The organism is Pseudochelatococcus sp. B33, from assembly GCF_053570585.1.
Genome location: NZ_JBSEFH010000029.1, coordinates 34,954 through 56,099, shown reverse-complemented (window position 1 = coordinate 56,099; position 21,146 = coordinate 34,954). Strand labels below are relative to the sequence as shown.

At 58.1% G+C, this 21,146-nt stretch carries 34 protein-coding genes; 11 read left to right on the top strand and 23 right to left on the bottom strand.

The features are described 5' to 3' along the window. Positions 1 to 13 precede the first annotated feature (13 nt). Positions 14 to 427: a hypothetical protein gene (locus tag ACUSIJ_RS25120; protein WP_449311167.1), complete on the top strand. Its 414-nt coding sequence runs from the start codon at positions 14 to 16 to the stop codon at positions 425 to 427. A gap of 68 nt (positions 428 to 495) precedes the next feature. On the opposite strand, the gene ACUSIJ_RS25115 is transcribed toward ACUSIJ_RS25120, so the two are convergent. From ACUSIJ_RS25115 to ACUSIJ_RS25105, 3 genes are all read right to left on the bottom strand, one after another. Then, complete coding sequence (locus ACUSIJ_RS25115; RefSeq protein ID WP_449311166.1) at positions 496 to 1,503, bottom strand: 3'-5' exonuclease; 1,008 nt, start codon at positions 1,501 to 1,503, stop codon at positions 496 to 498. A gap of 163 nt (positions 1,504 to 1,666) precedes the next feature. Next, positions 1,667 to 2,599: a hypothetical protein gene (locus tag ACUSIJ_RS25110; RefSeq protein ID WP_449311165.1), complete on the bottom strand. Its 933-nt coding sequence runs from the start codon at positions 2,597 to 2,599 to the stop codon at positions 1,667 to 1,669. Between the two features lie 144 nt (positions 2,600 to 2,743). Beyond that, positions 2,744 to 3,154: an Arc family DNA-binding protein gene (locus tag ACUSIJ_RS25105; RefSeq protein ID WP_449311164.1), complete on the bottom strand. Its 411-nt coding sequence runs from the start codon at positions 3,152 to 3,154 to the stop codon at positions 2,744 to 2,746. A gap of 111 nt (positions 3,155 to 3,265) precedes the next feature. On the opposite strand from ACUSIJ_RS25105, the gene ACUSIJ_RS25100 reads away from it, so the two are divergent. From ACUSIJ_RS25100 to ACUSIJ_RS25085, 4 genes are all read left to right on the top strand, one after another. Beyond that, complete coding sequence (locus ACUSIJ_RS25100) at positions 3,266 to 3,841, top strand: BRO-N domain-containing protein (RefSeq protein ID WP_449311163.1); 576 nt, start codon at positions 3,266 to 3,268, stop codon at positions 3,839 to 3,841. Then, the gene (locus tag ACUSIJ_RS25095; RefSeq protein WP_449311162.1) at positions 3,838 to 4,113 is read left to right on the top strand and encodes a hypothetical protein; all 276 of its coding nucleotides are present in this window, start codon (positions 3,838 to 3,840) and stop codon (positions 4,111 to 4,113) included. Before ACUSIJ_RS25100 ends, ACUSIJ_RS25095 begins: the two co-directional genes overlap by 4 nt. After that, positions 4,110 to 4,313: an Arc family DNA-binding protein gene (locus ACUSIJ_RS25090; RefSeq protein ID WP_449311161.1), complete on the top strand. Its 204-nt coding sequence runs from the start codon at positions 4,110 to 4,112 to the stop codon at positions 4,311 to 4,313. Before ACUSIJ_RS25095 ends, ACUSIJ_RS25090 begins: the two co-directional genes overlap by 4 nt. Positions 4,314 to 4,398: 85 nt before the next feature. After that, positions 4,399 to 5,613: a phage antirepressor KilAC domain-containing protein gene (locus ACUSIJ_RS25085; protein WP_449311160.1), complete on the top strand. Its 1,215-nt coding sequence runs from the start codon at positions 4,399 to 4,401 to the stop codon at positions 5,611 to 5,613. Between the two features lie 144 nt (positions 5,614 to 5,757). Here ACUSIJ_RS25085 and ACUSIJ_RS25080 read toward each other — a convergent pair whose 3' ends face one another. Genes ACUSIJ_RS25080 through ACUSIJ_RS25070 form a run of 3 tightly spaced genes read right to left on the bottom strand, consistent with a single transcriptional unit; the run spans position 5,758 to position 7,745 of the window. Then, on the bottom strand, positions 5,758 to 6,216 hold the full coding sequence (locus tag ACUSIJ_RS25080) for a DUF2513 domain-containing protein (RefSeq protein ID WP_449311159.1): 459 nt from the start codon (positions 6,214 to 6,216) through the stop codon (positions 5,758 to 5,760). Continuing rightward, positions 6,197 to 6,502 (bottom strand): hypothetical protein, encoded by a 306-nt coding sequence (locus ACUSIJ_RS25075; protein ID WP_449311158.1) that lies wholly within the window; start codon positions 6,500 to 6,502, stop codon positions 6,197 to 6,199. Before ACUSIJ_RS25075 ends, ACUSIJ_RS25080 begins: the two co-directional genes overlap by 20 nt. Positions 6,503 to 6,533: 31 nt before the next feature. Further along, a complete protein-coding gene (locus tag ACUSIJ_RS25070) occupies positions 6,534 to 7,745 on the bottom strand; it encodes a Rha family transcriptional regulator (RefSeq protein WP_449311157.1) in 1,212 nt (403 codons plus the stop codon). A gap of 445 nt (positions 7,746 to 8,190) precedes the next feature. On the opposite strand from ACUSIJ_RS25070, the gene ACUSIJ_RS25065 reads away from it, so the two are divergent. Next, on the top strand, positions 8,191 to 8,574 hold the full coding sequence (locus ACUSIJ_RS25065) for a hypothetical protein (protein ID WP_449311156.1): 384 nt from the start codon (positions 8,191 to 8,193) through the stop codon (positions 8,572 to 8,574). 35 nt (positions 8,575 to 8,609) lie between these two features. Continuing rightward, entirely contained in the window at positions 8,610 to 8,885 is a 276-nt protein-coding gene (locus ACUSIJ_RS25060; RefSeq protein ID WP_449311155.1) for a hypothetical protein, read from the top strand. Positions 8,886 to 9,551: 666 nt separating this feature from the next. On the opposite strand, the gene ACUSIJ_RS25055 is transcribed toward ACUSIJ_RS25060, so the two are convergent. Further along, positions 9,552 to 10,226 (bottom strand): hypothetical protein, encoded by a 675-nt coding sequence (locus tag ACUSIJ_RS25055; RefSeq protein WP_449311154.1) that lies wholly within the window; start codon positions 10,224 to 10,226, stop codon positions 9,552 to 9,554. A gap of 341 nt (positions 10,227 to 10,567) precedes the next feature. On the opposite strand from ACUSIJ_RS25055, the gene ACUSIJ_RS25050 reads away from it, so the two are divergent. Beyond that, complete coding sequence (locus ACUSIJ_RS25050; RefSeq protein ID WP_449311153.1) at positions 10,568 to 10,786, top strand: hypothetical protein; 219 nt, start codon at positions 10,568 to 10,570, stop codon at positions 10,784 to 10,786. Between the two features lie 67 nt (positions 10,787 to 10,853). On the opposite strand, the gene ACUSIJ_RS25045 is transcribed toward ACUSIJ_RS25050, so the two are convergent. Continuing rightward, complete coding sequence (locus tag ACUSIJ_RS25045; protein WP_449311152.1) at positions 10,854 to 11,096, bottom strand: hypothetical protein; 243 nt, start codon at positions 11,094 to 11,096, stop codon at positions 10,854 to 10,856. A gap of 343 nt (positions 11,097 to 11,439) precedes the next feature. Here ACUSIJ_RS25045 and ACUSIJ_RS25040 point away from each other — a divergent pair, with 343 nt between their 5' ends. Next, positions 11,440 to 11,802 carry a hypothetical protein gene (locus ACUSIJ_RS25040; protein WP_449311151.1) on the top strand — a complete coding sequence of 121 codons (363 nt, stop codon included), beginning with the start codon at positions 11,440 to 11,442 and terminating at the stop codon, positions 11,800 to 11,802. A gap of 32 nt (positions 11,803 to 11,834) precedes the next feature. Here ACUSIJ_RS25040 and ACUSIJ_RS25035 read toward each other — a convergent pair whose 3' ends face one another. Further along, on the bottom strand, positions 11,835 to 12,323 hold the full coding sequence (locus ACUSIJ_RS25035) for a hypothetical protein (RefSeq protein ID WP_449311150.1): 489 nt from the start codon (positions 12,321 to 12,323) through the stop codon (positions 11,835 to 11,837). A gap of 496 nt (positions 12,324 to 12,819) precedes the next feature. Continuing rightward, a complete protein-coding gene (locus ACUSIJ_RS25030; protein ID WP_449311149.1) occupies positions 12,820 to 13,188 on the bottom strand; it encodes a hypothetical protein in 369 nt (122 codons plus the stop codon). A gap of 65 nt (positions 13,189 to 13,253) precedes the next feature. On the opposite strand from ACUSIJ_RS25030, the gene ACUSIJ_RS25025 reads away from it, so the two are divergent. Continuing rightward, positions 13,254 to 13,526 carry a BrnT family toxin gene (locus tag ACUSIJ_RS25025; protein ID WP_449311148.1) on the top strand — a complete coding sequence of 91 codons (273 nt, stop codon included), beginning with the start codon at positions 13,254 to 13,256 and terminating at the stop codon, positions 13,524 to 13,526. After that, entirely contained in the window at positions 13,486 to 13,776 is a 291-nt protein-coding gene (locus ACUSIJ_RS25020) for a BrnA antitoxin family protein (RefSeq protein WP_449311147.1), read from the top strand. The genes ACUSIJ_RS25025 and ACUSIJ_RS25020 overlap by 41 nt, the downstream gene beginning before the upstream one ends. Positions 13,777 to 13,781: 5 nt before the next feature. On the opposite strand, the gene ACUSIJ_RS25015 is transcribed toward ACUSIJ_RS25020, so the two are convergent. The 13 genes from ACUSIJ_RS25015 to ACUSIJ_RS24955 all read right to left on the bottom strand — a co-directional run bounded on the left by ACUSIJ_RS25015 (position 13,782) and on the right by ACUSIJ_RS24955 (position 21,085). Beyond that, positions 13,782 to 13,958, bottom strand: a complete 177-nt coding sequence (locus tag ACUSIJ_RS25015; RefSeq protein ID WP_449311146.1) for a hypothetical protein — start codon at positions 13,956 to 13,958, stop codon at positions 13,782 to 13,784. Positions 13,959 to 14,041: 83 nt separating this feature from the next. After that, positions 14,042 to 14,389, bottom strand: a complete 348-nt coding sequence (locus ACUSIJ_RS25010) for a hypothetical protein (protein ID WP_449311145.1) — start codon at positions 14,387 to 14,389, stop codon at positions 14,042 to 14,044. 62 nt (positions 14,390 to 14,451) lie between these two features. Then, on the bottom strand, positions 14,452 to 15,192 hold the full coding sequence (locus ACUSIJ_RS25005) for a hypothetical protein (RefSeq protein ID WP_449311144.1): 741 nt from the start codon (positions 15,190 to 15,192) through the stop codon (positions 14,452 to 14,454). 66 nt (positions 15,193 to 15,258) lie between these two features. Then, on the bottom strand, positions 15,259 to 15,654 hold the full coding sequence (locus tag ACUSIJ_RS25000; RefSeq protein ID WP_449311143.1) for a hypothetical protein: 396 nt from the start codon (positions 15,652 to 15,654) through the stop codon (positions 15,259 to 15,261). A 4-nt stretch (positions 15,655 to 15,658) separates the two neighbouring features. Next, positions 15,659 to 16,306: a hypothetical protein gene (locus ACUSIJ_RS24995; RefSeq protein ID WP_449311142.1), complete on the bottom strand. Its 648-nt coding sequence runs from the start codon at positions 16,304 to 16,306 to the stop codon at positions 15,659 to 15,661. Between the two features lie 126 nt (positions 16,307 to 16,432). Then, positions 16,433 to 16,648: a hypothetical protein gene (locus ACUSIJ_RS24990; RefSeq protein WP_449311141.1), complete on the bottom strand. Its 216-nt coding sequence runs from the start codon at positions 16,646 to 16,648 to the stop codon at positions 16,433 to 16,435. A gap of 349 nt (positions 16,649 to 16,997) precedes the next feature. Then, positions 16,998 to 17,876 (bottom strand): NYN domain-containing protein, encoded by an 879-nt coding sequence (locus tag ACUSIJ_RS24985; protein WP_449311140.1) that lies wholly within the window; start codon positions 17,874 to 17,876, stop codon positions 16,998 to 17,000. A 290-nt stretch (positions 17,877 to 18,166) separates the two neighbouring features. Further along, complete coding sequence (locus ACUSIJ_RS24980) at positions 18,167 to 18,499, bottom strand: hypothetical protein (protein WP_449311139.1); 333 nt, start codon at positions 18,497 to 18,499, stop codon at positions 18,167 to 18,169. Further along, positions 18,496 to 19,113: a head-tail connector protein gene (locus ACUSIJ_RS24975; RefSeq protein ID WP_449311138.1), complete on the bottom strand. Its 618-nt coding sequence runs from the start codon at positions 19,111 to 19,113 to the stop codon at positions 18,496 to 18,498. The genes ACUSIJ_RS24980 and ACUSIJ_RS24975 overlap by 4 nt, the downstream gene beginning before the upstream one ends. Continuing rightward, positions 19,113 to 19,289: a hypothetical protein gene (locus ACUSIJ_RS24970; RefSeq protein WP_449311137.1), complete on the bottom strand. Its 177-nt coding sequence runs from the start codon at positions 19,287 to 19,289 to the stop codon at positions 19,113 to 19,115. The genes ACUSIJ_RS24975 and ACUSIJ_RS24970 overlap by 1 nt, the downstream gene beginning before the upstream one ends. Positions 19,290 to 19,294: 5 nt before the next feature. After that, positions 19,295 to 19,501: a hypothetical protein gene (locus ACUSIJ_RS24965; RefSeq protein WP_449311136.1), complete on the bottom strand. Its 207-nt coding sequence runs from the start codon at positions 19,499 to 19,501 to the stop codon at positions 19,295 to 19,297. Positions 19,502 to 19,504: 3 nt separating this feature from the next. Then, positions 19,505 to 19,759, bottom strand: coding sequence for a hypothetical protein (locus tag ACUSIJ_RS24960; RefSeq protein ID WP_449311135.1), 255 nt, complete (start codon positions 19,757 to 19,759; stop codon positions 19,505 to 19,507). Between the two features lie 45 nt (positions 19,760 to 19,804). Then, positions 19,805 to 21,085 carry a phage major capsid protein gene (locus ACUSIJ_RS24955; protein WP_449311134.1) on the bottom strand — a complete coding sequence of 427 codons (1,281 nt, stop codon included), beginning with the start codon at positions 21,083 to 21,085 and terminating at the stop codon, positions 19,805 to 19,807. Between the last annotated feature and the right edge of the window lie 61 nt (positions 21,086 to 21,146).

Below are 21,146 nucleotides of genomic sequence, written 5' to 3'. Positions count from 1 at the left end.
AGCCGGGTGAGATATGAAAGCTATCGCCTTATTCGCCTTGATGGCGGGGTCTATTTTCATCGCGCTTAGCGCAGCAGCCGACGACAACCCCGATGATGGAGCTGTCAGCCTCTGCGAACAGTTCGTTTTGTCTTCAATCAGTACGCCCGCGACATACGCCAGGGTCGATCTGCGGATATCCGACAGCCGATACCCGAAGCCCGGCGTCATTCTAGAGTTCGATGCCCAGAACGAGTTCGGAGCACTGGTGCGTTCCAAGGCTCTCTGCGTTTTCGCCGCCGACGATTCTGTCGGCGGCTTCCGCATGACGGAAATCGCCTTCAGCGGTTCGGTTCCTGGTAGCAGGCGACTCGACTTGAGCGGCAGTTCGCTCACCGTCAATCGCGATCAGACGAAGATGACGCACGCCCCGCAACCTACGCAGTAAGCAGCAACTCCGGTTGCCCGGCCGTAGTTTAGGCAAGGCACCGCCGTAGCTGGGGACGCAAGCCCATCTCAGCCAAACCGGCTGAGCCGGATAATCTCGTTCCTCACGTATCCCATCGCTTCTATCTCGCGATCAGTGGCGCCGCCAGTTCTGTTCACCAACTCCGTGATTTGACGAGGCAGCGCCAACCTTGCGTCCTCATCTCCCAATATTGAAGCAACAGCCCGCGAAACGTCATGAACGGTTGGCGCGTGAGAAAGCAGCCTGCTGGTAGCCGCTTCGGAAAGCGGACCGTAATGCCCTATGTTGAGCCTTCGGCGTGCGCTTTCCACTATGTCGCTCACAACAGCGCCGAGCCTTTCGCCCTCGCCGGCCCTCGCGATAAACGATAAGATAGTAGATGGAGCACTGGCCGCATTTGTGACGGCCTCCAGGCTGGCCTTGTCGACCTTCCTCGGCGTAGACCCGGCCCTTTTCATGGGCCGCCTTGGCAGAACTCCTTCGGGCCTAATCTGAGCATGGTGTAAATTGGATGGCTTGGGCCATTCCGTGCCCCACTCGACATCTCTTTTGCTGCCGGACAAAAACGAATAAAGAGCACCTGTAAGCAGCGCGTCCTCAAAAGCCCCGTGCTTTTCAGAATGTCTTGACAGGCCGATGTGTTCCAAACAGTCATCTAGCCTTGCGCTTTCCCCTGGGAATAGGTCGCGGAACCATTCCATCGTGCAGCGCTCACGCTTATCGAGCTGCGGCGCCCCGGCTTTTCTCAGCTCCCTTTGGAGGAACCGCATATCGAACTCAGCATTGTGCATCACTAACGTGTCTGCCCAAGAGAGCCACTCATAAACCTCTTGAGCCTCGTCAGCGAACAGCGGCTGAAACCTCAGCGTCCAATCGTCCCATCCGTGGACCCTCTCTGCGCCGTCCTCATTGTCTTTGCGAGGATCGTATACGCGATAAATGTAATCGTGAAATTCGCCGTCCTCGTATCTGATCGCCGCCAATGAGACCAGCCGCGCGAACTTCATAACCCCGGTTGTTTCTGTGTCGATAACAATAATTCTATCGCCGCCCATCCGCGCCACCCCGCCACATTATGGCAAGATTGGGGCAGCATAAGCGATTCGGTCAAGTCGGACTTTAGGAAAGGGCGGGCAGCGCGTCACCCGGACGCACGAAGAACAGCTTGCCTATTTACCTTTAAACCGGACGGCCAGTTAAGCACGAAAGGGGAACGCCCTAAGCCGGATCGTCGAATCTCAATAAATGAATTCGTTTCGGCTTGAACACGCCATTTTTTTCGTGTGAGAATTCTATTTTCAGATCACCCTTTATCGTCTTGAGGTCGGCGAGGCGGTCAATGTCGATATCTGGAGATAACACCATCGGAAGCCTGGAAGAGAAATTTTTGTCATTGAGTATTTTTGCCTTCCATCCGCTTTTTGAGTTGTCTCGATCTGTTGCTCGAATCTCGACCTCAGCGTCATGCATATCGAGCGTGGTCATATCCTCTAGGCTAGCCAGATCAGCGTCAGTAGGATACTCCGCAACCACCTCTGAGCCTATAACCCCCACGCCATCAATCTGTATCTCCGATCCGGGCTCACGCTTCGCGGGGCGGAGAAAATCAGAAACACGGCCCAGCAATTGCCGCTGCTTCTTTTCGGTTATCTCCTTCGAAACAGCCCCCTCGACGACCTCCGGCGTCACGTTGAGGGTGTGAGCAACAAGATTGACCACCCTATTGTATTCCCCCTCAATATGGACAGGCTGTGGCGCAACCGATGCCGGCTCGCGCTTCTTGAACACGGCTTCATATGCGCGCCTCGCAACGAAATAAACGACGATGAGCGTGCCAATAGTCACTAGCGCCTTGTATTCATCTGGAACGCTCATTTTGGCCACTCCCTCAACAGATCCGACGATTATATCTTCTATATCTGTCTGATATTCCTTATATAGTTCTAACAACAAATCTACATGCAGCGACCCCGTATAAATGGTCTCTACCTTTATAGATTCTATTGTTAAATTTAATCCTGGCTTTGAGCGAGATACTATTAATGCACCTTCATGCAACAGCTTCTGATGGGCCGACAGCACATTGATTACATCGCCAAGCGAGATCGATTTGGCGGTGTAGGTGACTCTGTGGTGCTCAATTTGCCTCATGGCGGCCCTCCCTAAGAGAGCCAAGCCAACTCACCGGCGCGCTGTCAAGCTAGACTTGCGACCGTCTCCTTTCAGTGCGCTCTATCTTACGTGGAACAAATACGGAACGCAAGCAGTTTCGCTGCCCCCTACGCGATGGGTCCGCTACTCATCGCGCTTTCGCTCAAGGACGTCCGTGGCAGCGTCCATGAAGCTGCGGAGATTCCGCGTTTCAGTGCGCTTCGCAGTCTCGTAGCTCTCGAAGAACCGCTCTTTGTCTCTCTCCGGTATTACCCCCGACCTTTCAGCCAGCTTTGCAACGACAACCTTGGCGATCTCGTCAATGGACGTCACTGCACCACCGCCAATCGCTCCGGGGAGTTGGGCGATGGAGTCGCTTCCTTCGAGCGATTTTGACAGCCTGTCGATTATCTCCGCATTGAGGGACCGGCCGTTTTTTGCAGCTTCCGCTTTTAGCTGCTCACGCATGCCATCAGGGAACCGCAGCGGGAACTGGTCCGCTCCCCTGCCCGGCCTCAAATCCGTCGCATCCCGCGATTGCCCGATTTTCACCACGTCACACACCCTGCCTGCCCCCGCCGCTCCATATCACTGTGATTTTTCCGCTTGACAGTCAATTAAATCACAGTAATTTAAATTACGGTGACATACGAAGGAGCATCACCAATGGGACAGCACATTCAGCCCTTCCTTTTCGAGGGCGAGCATTTGGTGAGGGTAGTGGAGCGAAGCGGTGATCCGTGGTTTTTCGCGAAAGACGCGTGCGATTGCCTTGAGATCAAAAACCATCGCGACGCGGTTGAGAAATTGGACGGCGACGAAAAGGGGGTCGCTTTAACCGACACCCTTGGAGGCGAGCAACAGGCCATCATCATCTCCGAAGGCGGGCTTTATACCCTCATCCTTCGGTCGCGGCACGCGACGACACCGGGCACTATCCAGCATCGTTTCAGGAAGTGGGTGACGGGCGAAGTTCTCCCTTCGATCCGCAAGACTGGCAGCTACAGCGTCGAGGGCGACATCATCCCGCCAACCCCCGCCGAGCACCGGCAGTTCCCCGATTGGCCGCTGGAAGAGATGCGCACGAAGAAGCAGGTCGTCGACATGTATCGCCTGCTCTATGGCAGCATGGCGGCGCAGTGGATCAGCCCGCAGATGGGGTTTCCGCCTCCGCCGCCCGAGCTGGTTGAGCATGGTCGCCAGTACGCGATGACGCTGGTGCCGATGGAGCCCACAGAATGAAAGAGATCCCCGAATGCCCATTCTGCGGCGGCACCGGCTGGTGGTGGCTTCGAAGATCCATCTTCACGGCAGACGGCTTTCGCAAGGAGCGCTGCCACACCTGTCACGGATCAGGCAAAAGCACCGAGAAGGCCGGCAGAACCCCATTGGGACGGTCGATAGCCCGCGACCAGGCCAAATTCCGCGAGCAGATTGCCGCTGAACGAGAGGCGAGGCGCAAAGAAACGGCTGCCAGAAGGAAGGCAAAGACCACGGAGGCGGCAGGAGCATGATCGCATCCCGTAAAGACGACCAGTTTTCTCTCCGCCTGCCGGCCGGATTGCGTGACCGAGTTAAGGAGCGCGCAAACGCCAATGGCCGTTCCATGAACAGCGAAATCATCCACCACCTTGAGCGTGCCCTCGCTCAACCAGCGTCGGCGGGGAACGACCCGTCGAAGAGCCTCCCCGCCGACGCCAAGGTGACTTCGTAGGTTCCCCCACAAAATCATCGGCCCGGCGCAGAGCTACCACCCTCTGCCCCAGCCCTAACCAATCAAGCCCATATAGGAGGCTGGAATGGCTGTCCCCGCCAATAGCACACGCGCGCCTGTCGCGCATCATGCCCCTGTCCCCGATCCCCGCGCGCTGCCGGAGATCTACACGATCCGCATCCATCTCGATAATCTCGCGCCACATATGCGAGACGGTGAGATGCACGTTTTCAGCACGGTCGAGCCGTTCAAGAAAGGTGACATCGTCGCTCTGTGGCGTCGGCCCGAGACTGTGGCCCCTGGCGAGCTTCAAGCCGCTGCATACCGGCTGACGCACGATCTTCCGGCCGATACGAAGCTGGGCGACCAGACCTATGCCCGCACTCCGGCCGATTTCCTGATCTACGTGGAGTCGACCAATCCCCGTGAGCGTTTCGCCTATCGCACATCAGAGCTTGTGGCGATCCACAAGTGGATGGGCAAGCTGCACCCGAAACAGGAGACGTACAAGCTTCAGATGCAGGAGCGCGAGGCGAACGCTGAACCGGCCCGCGCCACTCAGAGCGAACTGTCGCTGCTCGCACCGGCCGCAGACGGCCCGCTTACCATGTCCAGCCGGGAGATTGCCGAGCTGACGGGAAAGGAGCACAAGCACGTCATCCGCGACATTCAGGTCATGCTGACCGCTGTCATGCCAGGCTGGGAGAAAGATGGTCCAAAGTTGGGCCATCAAGGTATCGCAATCACTTACGACAATCGCGGCTACGTTTCCGAAATCCGCCTGCCGAAAGACCTCACTATCACGCTCGTCGCCGGGTATGACGCGAACCTGCGGTTGAAGATCATCCGCCGGTGGATGGAGCTTGAGGGCGCAGCGAAGAAGCCCGCCGCTCCCGAATTCCCTATCCCGCAAACCTTCGCCGAAGCCCTCATGCTCGCGGCCAATCAGGCTGCGCAGATCGAGCACCAGAAAGGCGCGATTGCGGAGATGAAGCCCAAGGCCGAGTTCCACGACGACGTTGCCAGCGCCGTCAACGCACAGACCTTCATGGACATCGCCAAGGCGTTCGGCACGGGCCGCACCCGGTTCACCCGCTGGCTCCGCGCCCGGTCCTTCGTCATGGAGAACCTGCGCCCGTACCAGCAGTACATCGACGCAGGCTATTTCCGCGTCGTGGAGAAGAAGCGCAAAGACCCGGAGACCGGCGAGAAGTTCGTTTACGTCCAGACGCTCGTTACCGGGAAAGGCGTCACGTACCTGCAAAAGAAGTGGGCCGAAGATCACAAGGACGCGGCATGAACAGATGGCCCGGTCGTTCGGCGGCCGGGCCGCCCCCTCATGCAATCAACTGCATCTGCGGGTGGTTCGTCCTGCGTTCCGCATACCGCCGAGCGTTGGCAAGGAGGCCGTCATGCATGGCTTCCTTCACTTTCGCCGGGTCGCCTACTTCAACCCCATCTGGCTCAACACCCACGCTTTCAGCGCGTCAGTGGCGACGGACTGGATAAGCCTGAGCGGCATTGCTCGAAGCACTTCGGGTTCGAACGCGGCCTTGACTTTCTGCCACACACTATCGTTGGCAAGCAGCGCGCCTGCAAACTCGTGCCCTTCCCACGTTAGGTCTTTCACAAGCATAAATGGGGTAGGATCTCCCTTTACCTGAGACTTTACTCCCTCCAAGTAACCAGCGTTAAACAGAATCTCTACATGACGCCCCACGATGGCAGGGTCATAGCCATCGAGTTTTATTTCTCGCGCCCTCAAGCTATCGCTTGTGATCACATCCTTGAGGATTGCCCTCACCAATTCCATATCTCGCTGCATGTCCGCCCCCTCGCCCCTGACGTGTGCCAGTTTGGCGAGAGCGGTGGCGATTGCAACATCAACTTCGGCTTCGCTCATGTCGACATTTTTCCTCGCGGTCAATTTCGTAAAGCGACAGCAGCGGCGCCGTGGGCTCGCCCTCGGGAACCCGCTGGTGCAGGCCGACCAACTCAAAAACGGACTCGCCTTTGATGTTCGCCACGAACTTGAACTCAGCGACACCGATCGGCCCGTGCGAGCTTGATAGGGGCGTGAAGAACCTCTTTTCATTTATCCATGGAACGGCGATCGACACACGAATCGCTATCGCTCCAGGCACGTCCTGATCGGCCCACAATTCCTCGTAAATCGCGGCGCTGCTCATCGTTCTCTCCTTGAAAAAGATAGGTCACTCATCACGCCGCCTCATCATCAAGGCGACCGGGGATTTCCAGCGCGTACGCTTCCTGCCAGACATCGGCGTGATAGGCCTTCACCGTGCCGTAGTTCTGGTCGAACACGTCGATGGCGGGAATGCCCATTTCAATCGAGGTGCGCTTCAGCAGCCGCCAGTTGAACTCCTGCCCATGGTAAAGCATCGACATGCGCTTGATGCTGGCGTAGGACTGGTGGCGGTCCAGCTCCTGTTCGAGCCTGTTGGCCTTTTTGACCGCTTGGCTGGCCGTATTCATGGCCGTGGCCTCGCGGCGGGAGCCGATCTCCGCCTTCGTCTGTTCGGCTATCAGCGCCCGCTGCACGGCAATCTGTTCCGCTTCCTTGGCGTCTGCCCATGCGCGGGCAGCGGCGACGGGATCGGCGAAGTTGGGCAACCGTGGAGCAGCCTGCTTCACCGCTTCCTCCAGATCCTGCCAGCGGTCAACCACCTTGGCAGTGAACTCGGGGGAGAGCTGCGCCACCACGATCAGGCTGGACCGTTTGTCGAGACGGTATTCCTGAACGGTCTGGCCGAGGTGGTTTTTAACATCCTGCAATGCAGGAAGTTCGATAACACAACGGTTTGTGAGGCGCTCAATCGTTACCTTCACGTTGTCGTGCCGGCTTCCGAGAAGATCAGCGATCTCCCGGCTTGACATGGTCAGCGGCCCAGCGCCCACGCCGACCCCGATGACATTCGGCAGGGCGCTTTGCTGCACTGGAACATTGTGCGTCATGCTGACAGGTTCCTTTTTCGCTGCGGCATGCTGATGGACAAATTCATGCACCTGCTGACCGTCTTTCATGCCGCCAAGCCATTTGTGGATCGCGAGAAGACCGGCGATCTTGTAGGACAACTGCTGTTTGGTGCTGGCCGTCTCGGCGAAGATCACGTCATCCACGCCGGGCGGGGTAGGCCCGCCGAAGTTGACGCCAGCCGGAATGGCGCTCTTGAGACGGGCGAACACGAGTTGCTGCCCCGACTTCACAAGGTCGGGCCTGCGCCAGAGAAGGACGAGGTCGCCCTTTCCGTAGGAGGCAACTCGACTGAATACCTGCCGCTCTCCGCTCGTAAATACGTCAGAGCCGGGGCCGGTCACGACGATGGAGTACAGCTCCGGCAGTGTGTTGGGGCGCGTGTCTTCGTTCAGGTGCGCGAGAGGCACACCTGTGGTATGGGCTGGGATAGCCATGTCGATCTCCCTAACGGATCGGTCATCGGTTAGGATCGGGGTAAGACGGCCATCTTGCTCCGATCCGACCTTGGTGTTATCATGAATGCATGAGCACGTCAACTCGCGATAACACGAAAACACGAAAGCCCCGACCCAAAGCTACCGGGGAGCTCGTCGGCGTTCGATTGCAGCCTGACCTTATAAGCCTCCTTGATGACTGGCGCTCCCAACAGCGACCTATTCAGAGCCGTCCTGAAGCCATCAGGGAACTGATGCAAATCGCCCTTCGCGCGAAGGGGATTTTGCAGGAATAGCGCCACTTGTAACCCATTGATTTTAAACGGACCAAATTTGGACCGTTATTTTTCAATGGCTTATCCGGGCCTATTTTATTGCGAAAAATCAAGCGAAAAGACCAAAGCCCCTATAGAGTGATCCACGCAACTTAACTGCGGGGGCATGAATGTTCAGGAAGGTTCTTATCGCGTCGGCGTGTGCGTCGTATCTTGCAGCCTGCGCGACAGCGTCGGTTATTCAGGTCGCGCAAGACTCACTAATAGTGCAGGTCAAAGCCGGGACAGACTGCGGCCCTCATGCCGCCATCCAATTGGCTCAGAAGCAAGCGGCGATCGAAACTATCCGCGCTGGATTTGACAGGTACATTGTCGTCGGCGCGGACGCATCAGGTAGTCCGGCATTTGGTCAAGCGGCGCTTCAAAGCCAGACACTAACTATTAAGATGTTCCGCGAAGGCGACAACGGTGCTGAAAACGCGCTATCCGCACGGCAGATACTCGGTCCCGACTGGCAGGAGCAAATCAAGCGTAAGGACGTTTACGCCTGCTAAGACCCTCCTGTTCAACGTCAAAATGAGGAACGAGAATGAACAGCCTTCTTGCAAGTGCTCTATCTGCGCTTAACGCTATTTTTGCGCTCATCATCATCCTTGCCGGAGTATTCTTTGGGTTTGGGTATAGCAGATCGGCCCTCATAGACCCCAGCATCGGCATAACTATTGGCGCAATCGGTGGTATAGTCGTGGCAGTGCTTACCTGCGGGATTATCGCCCTGCTCGCGAGGATCGAAGAGCACCTTAAAGAAATCGCCCACGAGCTGAGGTCCGCTCGCTACCGGTCCATAAAAGACGTAACAGATTGAATCTTAAGGTTCCTCAATTTTGAGGGACCGGAATTCGCCCCGAAGCCATCAGGGATATTGTCCGCGATTGGTTGTCCGACAAAGGGTATCTGCCGACATTCTAGCCTCCTTGCAGGCTCGCTTGGTTAGGGCCGGCGTGGTGCTCGCAACACCACACTGGCCCGCTTAAGTTACACAACTTTGTCATGCTGTCAAGGATGTTGCTTATGTTGTGTAACTGCGCTATCTTGCGCGCATGTCTGAGGAGCTAAAATCTGTCCGCCTCCAAATGGTCATCGCCCCCTCTCAGGTGGCGACAATCGACGCGTGGCGGAAAGAGCAGGACGATCTACCGTCGCGGTCAGAGGCCATACGCCGACTGATTGACCTTGGGATTGAGGCGGCGAGGGAGCGTTCCCGGCAAAGTGCCCCAGCCCCAAGGGCAGGGAGTGGGTGAGCTCTAATTGTAGCCACACCCGTAAGCGGAACTAGCGCCACCCGTCAGGGAACTTGTTGCCGGTGATTTCGATGGCCCAGATGGCGAGCACTCCAACGGTGGGCCCGCCGAGCGACGGGCTCCACAAATCGGGTTCATTGAATGATAGGTATCCGGCCCAGCACAATATGACGATCGGCCAGATGACCCACCATATGCGGTTGTCTCGCTTGCCTTCGTTTGGATCGTGTTCAATTGTCTTCATTTGACAGGAGCGTCGCACATTCTATGAAGCTTGTCACCGCTTTCCCGCTCCGCAGCCTTATCCCGTTGTTGTCGGTGTTCTCCACGTCTAACTCAATGGTTAGATTTACGTCAGTCCCCTTGTCAAATTGATTGAACGCAATCGTTAAGCGTTTCTCTAGAAATCCATCCATAAGCATTTCAATTGTTGGAGAAAGCTGAAGAATAACGAACAGGGCTCCCGGCGTGTCGGTCTGATAAGAATCAACTACACTGGAAAGATTTGTTTTCAGGCCTCGCCCAACTAGGTATGTCCGCGATGGAGGGGACGGGATAAACTCTATTCCATTCTGTTGATTGACGCTTATTTGGTTGATGACTGTCTTCATGGTTGCGCCGATGGCGCGCTGTTCGCCATTCTGCATAGCCATAATCGACAAGGACCCGTCAGCTCGAATATATCCGCCTTGTCGATATGTCCAATCCTGAGTGATGGTTTCATAAACGAGTTGGCATCCTGTAAGGGCGCCCCCATGGAAGTACGGGTCGCTTCTGACGAAGAGAGTGCCGGTCATTTTAACCAGTTGATCCCTGACGATCTGCTGTAAAATGTCGTCGCTCTGGGCTGCGGCCGGAGTAGCCAACAGTGCGGTCATAGCCAAGAGGCCGTGGAATACTTTCATCGGATTCACCACGAGTTGCAATGCACCACGCCTCTCGCGGCGCTGTGGCACACTGTCTGCTGGGGCGCGGATTGCGTCTGCACGGTTGTTGGAGCATAAACGACGGGCGGCGGCGGTTATCGGATCGTCAGGTAGGTTTCGCCCGCATACAAAAATGACAGCGTACCTATTTACCTTTAACGCGGGCAGGACGTCAAGGACAAAGCGGGAACGCAGTCGCCTCACATCCGATGATACTGCCTACCTTTCATGCAACTGTAAATTGCACTATGAGCTGAATCGACTCGTGCTCGACGGCGTCGTGTCATCGCCCAGCCTAAACAACAAAGGAGGGCATGGGGATGAGCATAGATAACGAGATCAAGATTCTAGATGGAGCGATTTCGGCTATTCGGTTTGCGCGCGAGACGTTCACCAGCGACGACCGCTCGCACGAAATAATCTACGCCGTCGTTGCCGGAGTTTCGTCCATCGAGAAATCAGAGATCGCCAAAGACACAGTTCTCTCTGTCTATAAGGCGCTCTACGGGAGGGACTTCACCCCGAATGAAGGTGCGTGACCCCGTGTCGGCCTTGCCAAGCGCGAACTAACCGAGACCCGGTGGGAGGCTATCCCGCCGGGGTCTTTCACGCCGCCTTCTCTTTACGCCACCAGAACGGGTCAAGAGGCTTGGCGGGCGGCAAGCGCTCACTACGGCCTAGCAACCCCCGGTCGAGCGCCATAAGCCCGGCCTCGAAATTCTGAATTGCGGCAACGAACCACTCCCGATCACCGTATGCGGTACCGTTCACCCGGCTCACCTCGGCCACCAGGTCATCAACCCCTTCGCTCACACGGCGGAGGAGCTCAAGCTTCTGTTCCCTGTTCATTTCATCCATCCTTTCCAAATGAAAATGAAGCGCGCGCCAGCGCCATACGGCCCCGTCACACGAGTCAGCGCGATTGAGTTGATAGGTCAGACCTCAACATATTGACGGCAACGGCGGGAATTATCACAATATCTAGCAGCGCGCTGATTCGCCCCCGTCCCTATCTGGCGGGTTTTCGGCAACGCGCAAGACTGACACCCGGTCGATATCCATCGCCGGAGGCTGGAGACGGCAACGCCTGCCGATCTAGGCTCCCGCAACAGCGGGTAACGCGATCTTTTCTTCTAGCTTCCGCTTGGCCAAACGTGGCCAGCGACACGGAGTTGAACCGATGACATACCCCATGAACGCATTGAAGAGACTGTTCTATAACAATCTATTGCTGCGACCAGATCTGCCAGTTTATGTTGATATACATTCCGTCGGAAGAATGTTCTTCTACCCGGTCCTCGCACATGACGTCAAGTGGCACAGATATGAAGCTGTCTATATAGTGGCACGGCCCGATAGGACAGCGATCTACGTCGGACAGGCAAGAGATCTTTATGAACGCCTCAGAAATCACGAACGTATCCATGATTTCCAGCATGCCGGCGGAACATATGTCTACGCCCTTCGCGTCGTCGTACCTGGGGCCGCTTATGCAATCGAGAAACTGCTGATCGAGCAACTGCAGCCTCTCCTCAATACACAGCACGTACGTTAGCCTACCAACCTCGCCCGCTAAACCGGGCGGGGTTACGCCGCCAACCGTTCCACGTTCTGACGGAAGCGATTCCAGTCCTGGCGGACCTGATGGACTGACCGGGGCTTGTCCGCAAGGTGATAAACCCAGCCGTCTTCCCAGCGGTAAACCACCTCGGCATCCGCACCAGTGCCCGAGATGGACCGATCCATCTGCATGTAATTCCCGCCTGCGGCGCGCGCCTTGGGAATGTGGTCCATCAACATATGCGCCACGAACTCGTTGGGGCTGCGAACATCAACGTGAAACGGGTCGATCTCTCGCGGCAGCAACGAATTGTTGAACGCCTTGAACAGCAGCTTCGACATGGACAGGGGGCCGTGCTTATCGATGCCGGACCAGATGATGGTCAAAACGAACTGCCGATCTTCGACGCGGTACAGCCATAGAAAGCCCTCTGGATGAAGACCAAGCTCCCTTAACTGCGCCAGATATTCTGCTCCGGCGTCATATAATTCCCGAGGTAGTTCCGGCACACCCACGGCACCACTCCATCATCTGAGAACACGGCAGCCAGCAGCTCATTGATCACGTTTGGCGGCATATCACCAACGACATACGTGTGCTCTCGGCGCCATTGTAACACGACACGCCAATGAGGCGCCAGCTCATGATCAAGCGGTATATCCATTCCTAAAATGCGAGCGAGACGAGCTAAATCGTGAGTATGCAAATCACGGCGGACGGTCTTTGATGGGAACGAGTTCAATCGCTCCTTCGCCATGATGGCCGCTTTCAGGACGCACTCGACTGCGAACCCCGCCTGCGTCCAAGCAGCACTCGCCGAAGAGAACTCCCGCGCGCAGAGAGAGGCAACGTCTCGGCTTGATCGAGCGAGATCCAGCCAATCATCAACGCTATCCGCTTGCCTGAACATTCGCCCCGCCCGTTTGTGGCGAGATTGGGGCTCGGCAATGATTCGGTCAAGCCCTGCCCATCAGGAAGCCAGCGGCGAAAGAATCACTCACCGGCTGCGGATCAGGGCCACAAGTCTGGCCGGAGCCGATCAATCAAAATGCTCCGGCTGTCGCCGCCGCCCTGCACTCCGGAAACCACAAGGCGGAGTATGTAGTGCCGATATCTCTCCGGTGTCCCGCTCCAGGCTATCTCGTCCCGGAGAATGACTGCGACCTCACGGCCAACCGGGGTTAGAGCGGCGTCCTCGACGATTTCCACGCCGCCGCGACGCTTGACCACAGTGCCGGCGATCAGCCCGCCCTCTCTCGTCAGGACACCGTGTCGCTCGTAGATGCCCGCTCCGTGCTTCTCTGCCGGGTCAGCGACGACATGACCCCCGACCTCAACGTCGAGCAGAATGTCGCGGGCGATATTGGGGTTGAATTTCATGTCGCCACCCATTTTCGTGATACATTTATTGTTGACGTCGCGAATTATTGTGATACAAATAATCCATGACGATCACCTGCGACCCCACGAAACGAGCATGGACCCTGGAAAACCGGGGTATCGATTTCATGGATGCAGGCGAGGTGTTTGCCGGGCGCACGCTGACGCTTGAGGACGACCGACAGGACTATGGCGAGACTCGCTTTCAGACCTATGGCTTTCTCAAGGATCGGATCGTGATGGTGGTCTGGACCCCGCGCGGTGAGGCCCGACACATTATTTCGATGAGGTACTGCCATGAACGCGAAGCACGTAAAGTCCGACCCCACCTTGATTGACCCGGATGACGCGCCGGAGTGGACCGACGAGCAGCTTGCGCGGGCGGAGCTGGCTGTCGGCGGCAAGGTGATCCGGGAGGCAAAGGGTACGCTCACCCGACCGAGGGGAAGGCCGAAGCTTGCGAGCCCCAAGCAGCAGGTTTCTGTGCGCCTCGATGCCGATCTTCTGGCCGCTCTCAAGGCCACAGGGCCACGTTGGCAGGCGAAGATGAATACTGAACTGCGGAAGGCGCTCGGGCTCAAGCGCTGACCGCCTCATCCGAACATCGCGTCAAACGCCTCGGGCGACACGTCGTCGAACTTCGGCAGCGCCTTGAAATCGACCTTGCCAATGGCGGGCTTGCTCTTGGCGTCTCCGGGGCCGAAGACCGCCTTGAGCACGTCGCCGATGAGCCCGATCCGCGCCTCGTAGGCCGACACGATATCCGTCATGTCGGCATCGAGGGTATCACGGGGTGACCATCCGAGCACCCCGGTCCCCATCTTAAAGAGCCAGTCGAAGAACTCGTCGTGGCTCAGGCTCCGTTTGGGTCGGCACCGCCATCCTCACGCCGATCGTCGTCACTGACCGGCCGGCCGCCGTTGGAAAGGCTGGAGACGTATTTGATCAGGTCGCCAGCGATATTGATGGTGCCTTCGCTCCATGCGGCATCTTCCAGAGCGCGGACCTCCTTGCCCTCCGCACCGGCGCCCACAACGATCGTCGCAAGCGACGCTTCCAGATCCTGATTGGCGATGGCGGCGATCAGGGCATTGAAGTTGCCGTAGCGCCTGTTGAGCGTGCGAGCTGCCTGGAGCGACGGGCGTAGGGTAACGATCTTGCCGCCGAGAGTGATTTCGACTTCACCGGGACGAATCGACATAGAAAACTCCGTTCACAGGGAGGATACAAGAAGGGAAGGCCCGCCGTAGCGGGCCATGCAGATCAGTCGAGTGTGACTGCAGTGGATGCCCGCGTGACCGACCCGGCGGCGTTGGACAAGGTGACCTCGAATACGAGATCGCCGAGAAGGCCGGTGGAATCGAACGACGTCACGTTGATGGCGACGATATTGCCGTCGAGCTTCCACCTCGTGGCCACGTTGATCGGCAGCGTGCCGGAGAAGGTTCCGAGCACACCGGTCTTCGTATCGCCACCTCCACTGATGCTCGGGTCAACCGAGAAGGTGGGAGCGACGGGCGGAGTGGCAGCAGCAGCGATCTGAACGATATTCGAATTGATGCCGATTGTGACGTTCAGACGGATGACGTTGTTCACTGTGTCGTAGGCTTCCGACGCAGACATGACCTTGCCCACGAACCGGCGAACTGTCGGCTGACCACCGCCCTCGGCATCGTTCCATTCGACCTCAAACGCATAGTCATCGGGAGATTTCTCGGCAGCGAGCAGCGCCTGCTGGCCGGGATCGTTCGGGTCAAAGCCGACGACAAGCGCCAGATTGCCCGCATTGCGGGTGCCCTTGAGCTTCTGCGTGCGCCCGGTATCGATGGATTCGAACGTGATTTCTGTCGCCTCGTCGCCGAACGTCCCCAGGTTCTCAACCCAACCCACAGGAACCTTCGCAGCAAGTGCCGCGGTGAAATCGGCCGCAATGAAATCGGTGGTCTGGGCTGGCAGCTTGCCGCCGATGTAGATCTTCTTACCTGCCGTTGCAGAAATAGCCATGACGGCCCTCCAAAAAGAAAGGCCGCCCAATCGGACGGCCAGTATTGCACGATGATGGTGGTTTGGTCAGGCGCCGACGAAGTGCCGATACGGAATGGCGAAGCTGATCAGGAAGTAGCTTCCGTGATCGTCTTCACCATCCAGCATCGTCGGGGGTGACGGCGCCTGAAACAGCACCCCCAGGAAAAAGCGGCCCCGCAGCGCATCGCGGAAGGCATCGATCTTTTGCATGTACGGATCGGTGCCCGCACCAGCAGGAACTGAATACACAAACCGGACGCCGCCCGTCTCCAGCGGCGACGGTGTGCCATGTTCCTCGGCCACCGGGAACTGCACGGCAAGGAACTCGCTGCCGTCCAGCGGCGGTTGGCCGTTCGGATCGTTGGGCCAGTAGACTGGCGTGCCAGTCCAGATAGATGGCAACAGCGCCTTGACGGCGTCCATGACTGTCTTGCTCGCCATGCTGTTACCTCGCCCAGATTTTCAAGGCCGGGTAGCGTATCTCTTTGTTGATCATACGCACCTCGCCTCTCGTCTTGCCCGCGATATCCTTGTATTGGCCGGTCATCCCGCCTTCGACTATGCCGATCCACGTGAATTTGATCTGCGCAATATTGCCGAAGCGCTGGTTTCCGATTGCCTCCAGAACCTCGTAAACGCCATCCGGCGATTGCGCCGACTGACCGCGCTCGATCTTCCGCGCATAAGGGACGTTGCTGACGATCTCCCACTTCTGCGCCTGCAATGTCGGATCAGGTGAATCGACCTCAACACCATCAGCAAACAGCCTGTGAGATCGTCGATACCGCCCCGTCATTTGGGGACTGTTTTCGGCTATCTTCTGATAGAGCCAGTCGACCACTTCATTGACCAGTTTGAACCTGATCGTGATATTGCCGCTCGGCAGGTGGATGCTTTCGAACGGTGCCCCTTCTCGGCCATCGACCCAATGTTCGTGCGGCGGAACGCGACCGAGCACCGCGGCGTTCTGAGCCTGAACGTCCTTCAAAACACCTTCGGCAGCTTTCGCGATCATCTTCTTCTGCGCTTCCGGGGACAGACGGCGGTCGATGAGCAGCTGGATGTCACGTTGAAAGGCCCTTACTCTTGCCATCTATCCCCCCAAAGAAAATGGTCGCCCGTGAAGGCGACCATCTGTTTGCCGGCCGTGCCGCATCATGCCGCACCGCGCCTTCCCACGACGCTCCACGCCACGCCTGCCGTTCCGTGCCAATAATCCTTACGCCGCCTGCGCAGCCTCGTTGATGGCGTCGAACTGTGCCTTGGTGATGATATCGTGTGAATCCCACAGTCGATCAGCGAGGATTTCAGCGGCCCTGGATACTCCTGCCTTCTTCCGCTCTTCGAGACATTCCAGCCCCATCACAGCGGAGGAAATGGTTTCAGCGAAACCGTGAAGGTCGATCAGCTCGTTTTCGATATCGAACTTGGTCATGCCGCTGTCCCTTCACCAGGCTCGCCGAGCGCATCGTCGATCTCGTTGTATCGGTCGACAACCTCATTATGCAGGTCGCGAGCCCGGTCGTGGGCGAGGGAAACAAGGGTCATGAGGCGGCATCCGACCCCTTCACGACGTGCAGGGGAGCCCGTCCGATCGCCCTATGTCGGGACATGCGATTGCCCATATGACCTTATGCGCAACGGCCGACGATGCGGCGGGAGATCGGCGTACAGCCGCCCTGGGGGTAGGAGCCCAGATCGACTCGTGCACGGCGGCGTCGTGTCATCGTGAAGTCTATGACACAAAAACGCTGAGGTCATACAGAATCTGTAAGAGTTGCGTATTACGTGCCGCCACTACTATTTTGTTGCGCCGCAATCCTGCTTTTTATCTTTTTCTTGAATAGATTACGCATCTGCCGGATCTCATCCCTCGTAAGGTCTCGCCCAAGCGCCGACCTACAAGCGGCAAGCATTGCCCTGTCTATGTCACTTGGAACACCTGAATCTGTTTTCCAAAAGGCGCCAATTCCCTGAACATCTGAAGCACTCAATTCCTCAATGAAGATTAAAACTTGTGAGTCTATAGAACTCGCTGCTACCGGGGCGGCATCAGGAACAGCGCATGGTTGGGCCACTGATGAGTCGGGCGAAGCCGCTAAAGGCGATGGAACCCTCTTTCGGACCGATAGAAACTTCTCGACGGTTATCCGATCCCACTCTGAGGTTGTGTCTGCCTCCCTCAACAACTGCCGTGACTGGGATCCTCTGGCAGGGTGTATACCCAAAAGATGAACACGAACACCGTAATTCTGGGCTATCTGCACACCAACCCGTATATCCTCATCACCGGCAAGCAATATGGCGTCTGATATTGCATGAAGCCGGCTGAGCTCTATAAGGTCAGTTACAATTAATGAATCAACTCCTTTTTGCTGCCCATGGCTGTTTATAAAGCCAAGACGCAGCTTTACATTATCGAGATCTGCGATCAGCGACTGCTCGGAGCTAAGTTGCCCGCTCGCGAGAGTGCCATCGTACCAATATATTCTTAGTAGACTACAATGTTGAGTTTTTGTCTCCGCGAAGGCGGTCAACTCCTCAACGACGGCCCTCGCAGCGATGGACAGATCGGCTCTCAACTGCTTTCCTTTGCCTGTTAGCAGGTTACTGCCCTGCGCAAAAAGATAGCCGGCGTCGACAAAAATAGCGACCCTATCCATAAGCACCCCAGAAATAGCGAAGGCTCCCGCAGGAGCCTTCTTAGCCGTGCACGCCCTAGTTAGGATAGCGAGCGGCACGAGATAAAGCTATTTAGGCATGAGCAGAGGGCTTGTCAACATAAAAGGGTGCTTGCGCTATCTCACACAAACGGTACCCTGCGGCAACGCCGCAGGGTACCGTTTGTGTGAGATTCGCAGCCTCTGCGGTGCAAGAATCTCCCAGCGCTCGCGGATCAAGCCTGGCGGGGTGAAGAGGGGCGGCGCCCCGGCGTCCGCCTGCACGACAAACCCTAAGCCCCCGTTGCTGTCAAATCGAATGCGACCGTTTCCCCCGCCACCCGGCGCGTCGACGAATCTACGTGCTGCACGGTCAATGTCAGCGCCCCGACAATCACGCGGTCGTTTTTCTGCGGCACGCCCCACGACGATGGGACGTCTTCCGCCAGAATGACAATCCGCCGATGCCCAAGCGTCACGCTTCCGACAAGCTGCTCGGGCTGAAAACCAGTGACACGCACCCTAACGCTAATCTCGGCACCGTCGAACCCTTTGCGCAGCGTCACCGCCTCGCCGTGAGCATCTATCTGCCGCCGATATGCCGCCTTGGCCTGTTCAGGAGTCATAGGACAGGCACCCTGTAGCCATCCAGCAGCGACGCCGCCGCCTTTTCGTAAACATCAGCCGTCGCCGCGGTAAAGCCCCACTGGAATTCACCAACACCATCCACGCGCTCACGCTGCAACGCAGGATCGACAGTCATCGACGTGATGATCGGCCGTGCGCGCAGGATGATCGCCTGTCGAATGGCCTGCGGGACGTTAGCAGGCGCATCGCCATACCCAGCGACATAGCGCACCCGGAACGACCTTGGACCGACGCCGGCCGGCCAGCCGTGGCGGGAGATGACCACGTCCGGAATGCCGGCGGAAAACCGGTACTCCGTCGACGGGAACTCGACCCATGCGGCTCCGTCCCAAGTAGACACGGACACGATGGATTGCACCGGAGGCAACGGGAGGCACACCGACACACCCGGCCGATCATCAAGCGTCAGATCCCACGTTTGCGAGATCAGCGCGCGATGCAGCCAACCATTCTTGCCGTCGAGGGCCTGTCGCGACGCCACGAGAGCTGCGCCGATCGTCAGACCGGAAACCGAAGACGGCAGGCCGAGAGCCGCCCTCGCCTCCTCTACGGACACAGGCTCAACAGCCGGCGGGGTGACGAGCGTCAGCATCAGCTTTCCTCAGCAGGCGTTTGCTCGGGATCCGGCGTCACCGGCATGGACGACAGCGGATCGGCAAACCCTTCGGCAATAAGCCGCTGGGCTTCATCATCAGGGAATTCATGCAGATCGCCGCGTTGCAGAGAGTGGTCCGGCCCAGATAGAGCCACACGCATGATTGCGACCATCGGCATCATCCTTCAGCTTTAGGCTTGCGACGCGGTGCGCGGGTTTCAGCAGGCGGGGCACGCACTGTGCGTTCGATGCCGCCGCCCGGAGCCGGATCGGCGTAGCCGGCGGTTATCAGCCGAATTGCCTCACCGTCAGGGAAATCCCGCTCATCGCCGGGCGAGAGGGTATAGGCCGGGCCAGAGAGCCCGACCTTCATGCGCACCTTCATGGCCTACGCCTTCAGCGCGTCGATCACGGCCTTGATGGCGGCCGTCGCTTCGGTCAAGTCCGCATAGTCTTCGGCCGGCGACTCAAGCGCATCGACCTCCGCCTTGGTCTTGATCGCGTCACGCGCCTTGGTATCGGTATATTCCGTAGCGGCGGTCACGAGCCCGGTCACGGTAGCACCTTCGGCAATTTCCAGGGCGCCGCCGATCACCAGCTTATCGCCGCCATCGGTGGAGTAGTTCTTCGACGAATAGGACATCGGTTCCTCCTGTGGGTTGGCGGGGCCGAAGCCCCGCCATCTCGATTACGCCAGAGCCAAATGCTTGACGGCCGCGGCGTCGCCCAGCTCGCCGTCGAAGCGGATCAAGCCGGCAATGCCGAGGTCGGGCCAGAACCGCTCACGCAGAACCCCGATCACCGGAGCGCCGACCTTGCGCACAAAGTACTTGCTGTGATCTCCAAACAGGACGGCCCGATTGCCGGTGGCAATGTTGGGTACGGCCTGGTTGATCGAGTAGCGATAGCCGAGGAGCGTGGACGGCTCACCGCCCTGCACGTCACCCGCCGACCAGATGAACCTACCCTCGCCGTCCTTCAGCTTGCGCAGAGAAGCCAGCGTGAGATCGCTGAACTGGAAGCGCACCTTCGGCGACTGGCGATAAGCCGGGTCCACCGAGTGCACGAGATCGATCAGCTCGTCGTAGGTCACCGCAGCCGTGGCAGCGGCGGTCTTCCCCAGACCCGAGGCGACAACAATACCGTGCGGTTCACCAGACCCGGTGCCGACCGTCAACTTGAGGTTGGCGATGCGCCCCAGGCGCTCACCGAGCAGTTCGCCCAGCAGATTTTCGATATTGAAGATCGAATCCTGCGCCAGTTCGAGCGAGAAGCGCACGAACTCGGTGTCGAAGACGTAGGCGTCCAGCGACTTCTGCCCGAACGTGACGTCGCTGCCGCCGTCGTCAGTCAGTGCCACACCTTCGGCGTGCGCCACAGCCGGCACGTTCGTGTCGTCCACGGTCGGCAGCTTGATCGGGTTGCCGCTCACGCTGTTGATGACAGTCGTGATGTCATCGTCATACAGAGGACCCCACGCCTTGAGGGTCTTGATGATGATGGCTTCAAGCTCAGTCGGAACGGTGAACCCGCCGGCCGCACCGCTGCCGCCCGTCGTTGTCTGGGCCCGGAACTCGGCGTCCCGGATGACTCCCTCCTGGAGGACATGCCGCTCTTCAGAGGTCAGTTCATAAATCGCGCCGCCGTGACGGAGGAGCTTGTGGAACACCGAACGATAGGTCGGCCGCTCGCCGTCTTCCTGCCCACGCCCTTCCGTTCCGCCAGGGACCGGACGGCGACGCTCGCGCTCTTCCTGCTCTGCTTCCTGCGCACGACGCTCGGCATCGGCGACGCGCTGTTCACGCTTGATCAGCGCGTCGGTGCGGTCGAACTCCGCCATGATGGTGTCGTGGCGCTGGTCCAGCTCGGCCGCGCGGCTTTCGTCCGTGTTGGCCGTGATTTCCGTCAGTGCGGCGCGGGCATCAGCGACGAGCTTTTCCCGCTTCTCGATCAATTCCTTCAGCGACATTGAATCCTCCTGGGGTTTGCCGCCAACAAAAAACCCGCCTCAACGGGCGGGTGCGAAAAGG

Coding starts and splice junctions, on each gene's coding strand:
- ACUSIJ_RS25120 (WP_449311167.1), top strand. CDS start 14: ATGAAAGCTATCGCCTTATTCGCCTTGATGGCGGGGTCTATTTTCATC.
- ACUSIJ_RS25115 (WP_449311166.1), bottom strand. CDS start 1,503: ATGGGCGGCGATAGAATTATTGTTATCGACACAGAAACAACCGGGGTT.
- ACUSIJ_RS25110 (WP_449311165.1), bottom strand. CDS start 2,599: ATGAGGCAAATTGAGCACCACAGAGTCACCTACACCGCCAAATCGATC.
- ACUSIJ_RS25100 (WP_449311163.1), top strand. CDS start 3,266: ATGGGACAGCACATTCAGCCCTTCCTTTTCGAGGGCGAGCATTTGGTG.
- ACUSIJ_RS25095 (WP_449311162.1), top strand. CDS start 3,838: ATGAAAGAGATCCCCGAATGCCCATTCTGCGGCGGCACCGGCTGGTGG.
- ACUSIJ_RS25090 (WP_449311161.1), top strand. CDS start 4,110: ATGATCGCATCCCGTAAAGACGACCAGTTTTCTCTCCGCCTGCCGGCC.
- ACUSIJ_RS25085 (WP_449311160.1), top strand. CDS start 4,399: ATGGCTGTCCCCGCCAATAGCACACGCGCGCCTGTCGCGCATCATGCC.
- ACUSIJ_RS25080 (WP_449311159.1), bottom strand. CDS start 6,216: ATGAGCGAAGCCGAAGTTGATGTTGCAATCGCCACCGCTCTCGCCAAA.
- ACUSIJ_RS25075 (WP_449311158.1), bottom strand. CDS start 6,502: ATGAGCAGCGCCGCGATTTACGAGGAATTGTGGGCCGATCAGGACGTG.
- ACUSIJ_RS25070 (WP_449311157.1), bottom strand. CDS start 7,745: ATGGCTATCCCAGCCCATACCACAGGTGTGCCTCTCGCGCACCTGAAC.
- ACUSIJ_RS25065 (WP_449311156.1), top strand. CDS start 8,191: ATGTTCAGGAAGGTTCTTATCGCGTCGGCGTGTGCGTCGTATCTTGCA.
- ACUSIJ_RS25060 (WP_449311155.1), top strand. CDS start 8,610: ATGAACAGCCTTCTTGCAAGTGCTCTATCTGCGCTTAACGCTATTTTT.
- ACUSIJ_RS25055 (WP_449311154.1), bottom strand. CDS start 10,226: ATGAAAGTATTCCACGGCCTCTTGGCTATGACCGCACTGTTGGCTACT.
- ACUSIJ_RS25050 (WP_449311153.1), top strand. CDS start 10,568: ATGAGCATAGATAACGAGATCAAGATTCTAGATGGAGCGATTTCGGCT.
- ACUSIJ_RS25045 (WP_449311152.1), bottom strand. CDS start 11,096: ATGAACAGGGAACAGAAGCTTGAGCTCCTCCGCCGTGTGAGCGAAGGG.
- ACUSIJ_RS25040 (WP_449311151.1), top strand. CDS start 11,440: ATGAACGCATTGAAGAGACTGTTCTATAACAATCTATTGCTGCGACCA.
- ACUSIJ_RS25030 (WP_449311149.1), bottom strand. CDS start 13,188: ATGAAATTCAACCCCAATATCGCCCGCGACATTCTGCTCGACGTTGAG.
- ACUSIJ_RS25025 (WP_449311148.1), top strand. CDS start 13,254: ATGACGATCACCTGCGACCCCACGAAACGAGCATGGACCCTGGAAAAC.
- ACUSIJ_RS25020 (WP_449311147.1), top strand. CDS start 13,486: ATGAACGCGAAGCACGTAAAGTCCGACCCCACCTTGATTGACCCGGAT.
- ACUSIJ_RS25015 (WP_449311146.1), bottom strand. CDS start 13,958: ATGACGGATATCGTGTCGGCCTACGAGGCGCGGATCGGGCTCATCGGC.
- ACUSIJ_RS25010 (WP_449311145.1), bottom strand. CDS start 14,389: ATGTCGATTCGTCCCGGTGAAGTCGAAATCACTCTCGGCGGCAAGATC.
- ACUSIJ_RS25005 (WP_449311144.1), bottom strand. CDS start 15,192: ATGGCTATTTCTGCAACGGCAGGTAAGAAGATCTACATCGGCGGCAAG.
- ACUSIJ_RS25000 (WP_449311143.1), bottom strand. CDS start 15,654: ATGGCGAGCAAGACAGTCATGGACGCCGTCAAGGCGCTGTTGCCATCT.
- ACUSIJ_RS24995 (WP_449311142.1), bottom strand. CDS start 16,306: ATGGCAAGAGTAAGGGCCTTTCAACGTGACATCCAGCTGCTCATCGAC.
- ACUSIJ_RS24990 (WP_449311141.1), bottom strand. CDS start 16,648: ATGACCAAGTTCGATATCGAAAACGAGCTGATCGACCTTCACGGTTTC.
- ACUSIJ_RS24985 (WP_449311140.1), bottom strand. CDS start 17,876: ATGGATAGGGTCGCTATTTTTGTCGACGCCGGCTATCTTTTTGCGCAG.
- ACUSIJ_RS24980 (WP_449311139.1), bottom strand. CDS start 18,499: ATGACTCCTGAACAGGCCAAGGCGGCATATCGGCGGCAGATAGATGCT.
- ACUSIJ_RS24975 (WP_449311138.1), bottom strand. CDS start 19,113: ATGCTGACGCTCGTCACCCCGCCGGCTGTTGAGCCTGTGTCCGTAGAG.
- ACUSIJ_RS24970 (WP_449311137.1), bottom strand. CDS start 19,289: ATGGTCGCAATCATGCGTGTGGCTCTATCTGGGCCGGACCACTCTCTG.
- ACUSIJ_RS24965 (WP_449311136.1), bottom strand. CDS start 19,501: ATGAAGGTGCGCATGAAGGTCGGGCTCTCTGGCCCGGCCTATACCCTC.
- ACUSIJ_RS24960 (WP_449311135.1), bottom strand. CDS start 19,759: ATGTCCTATTCGTCGAAGAACTACTCCACCGATGGCGGCGATAAGCTG.
- ACUSIJ_RS24955 (WP_449311134.1), bottom strand. CDS start 21,085: ATGTCGCTGAAGGAATTGATCGAGAAGCGGGAAAAGCTCGTCGCTGAT.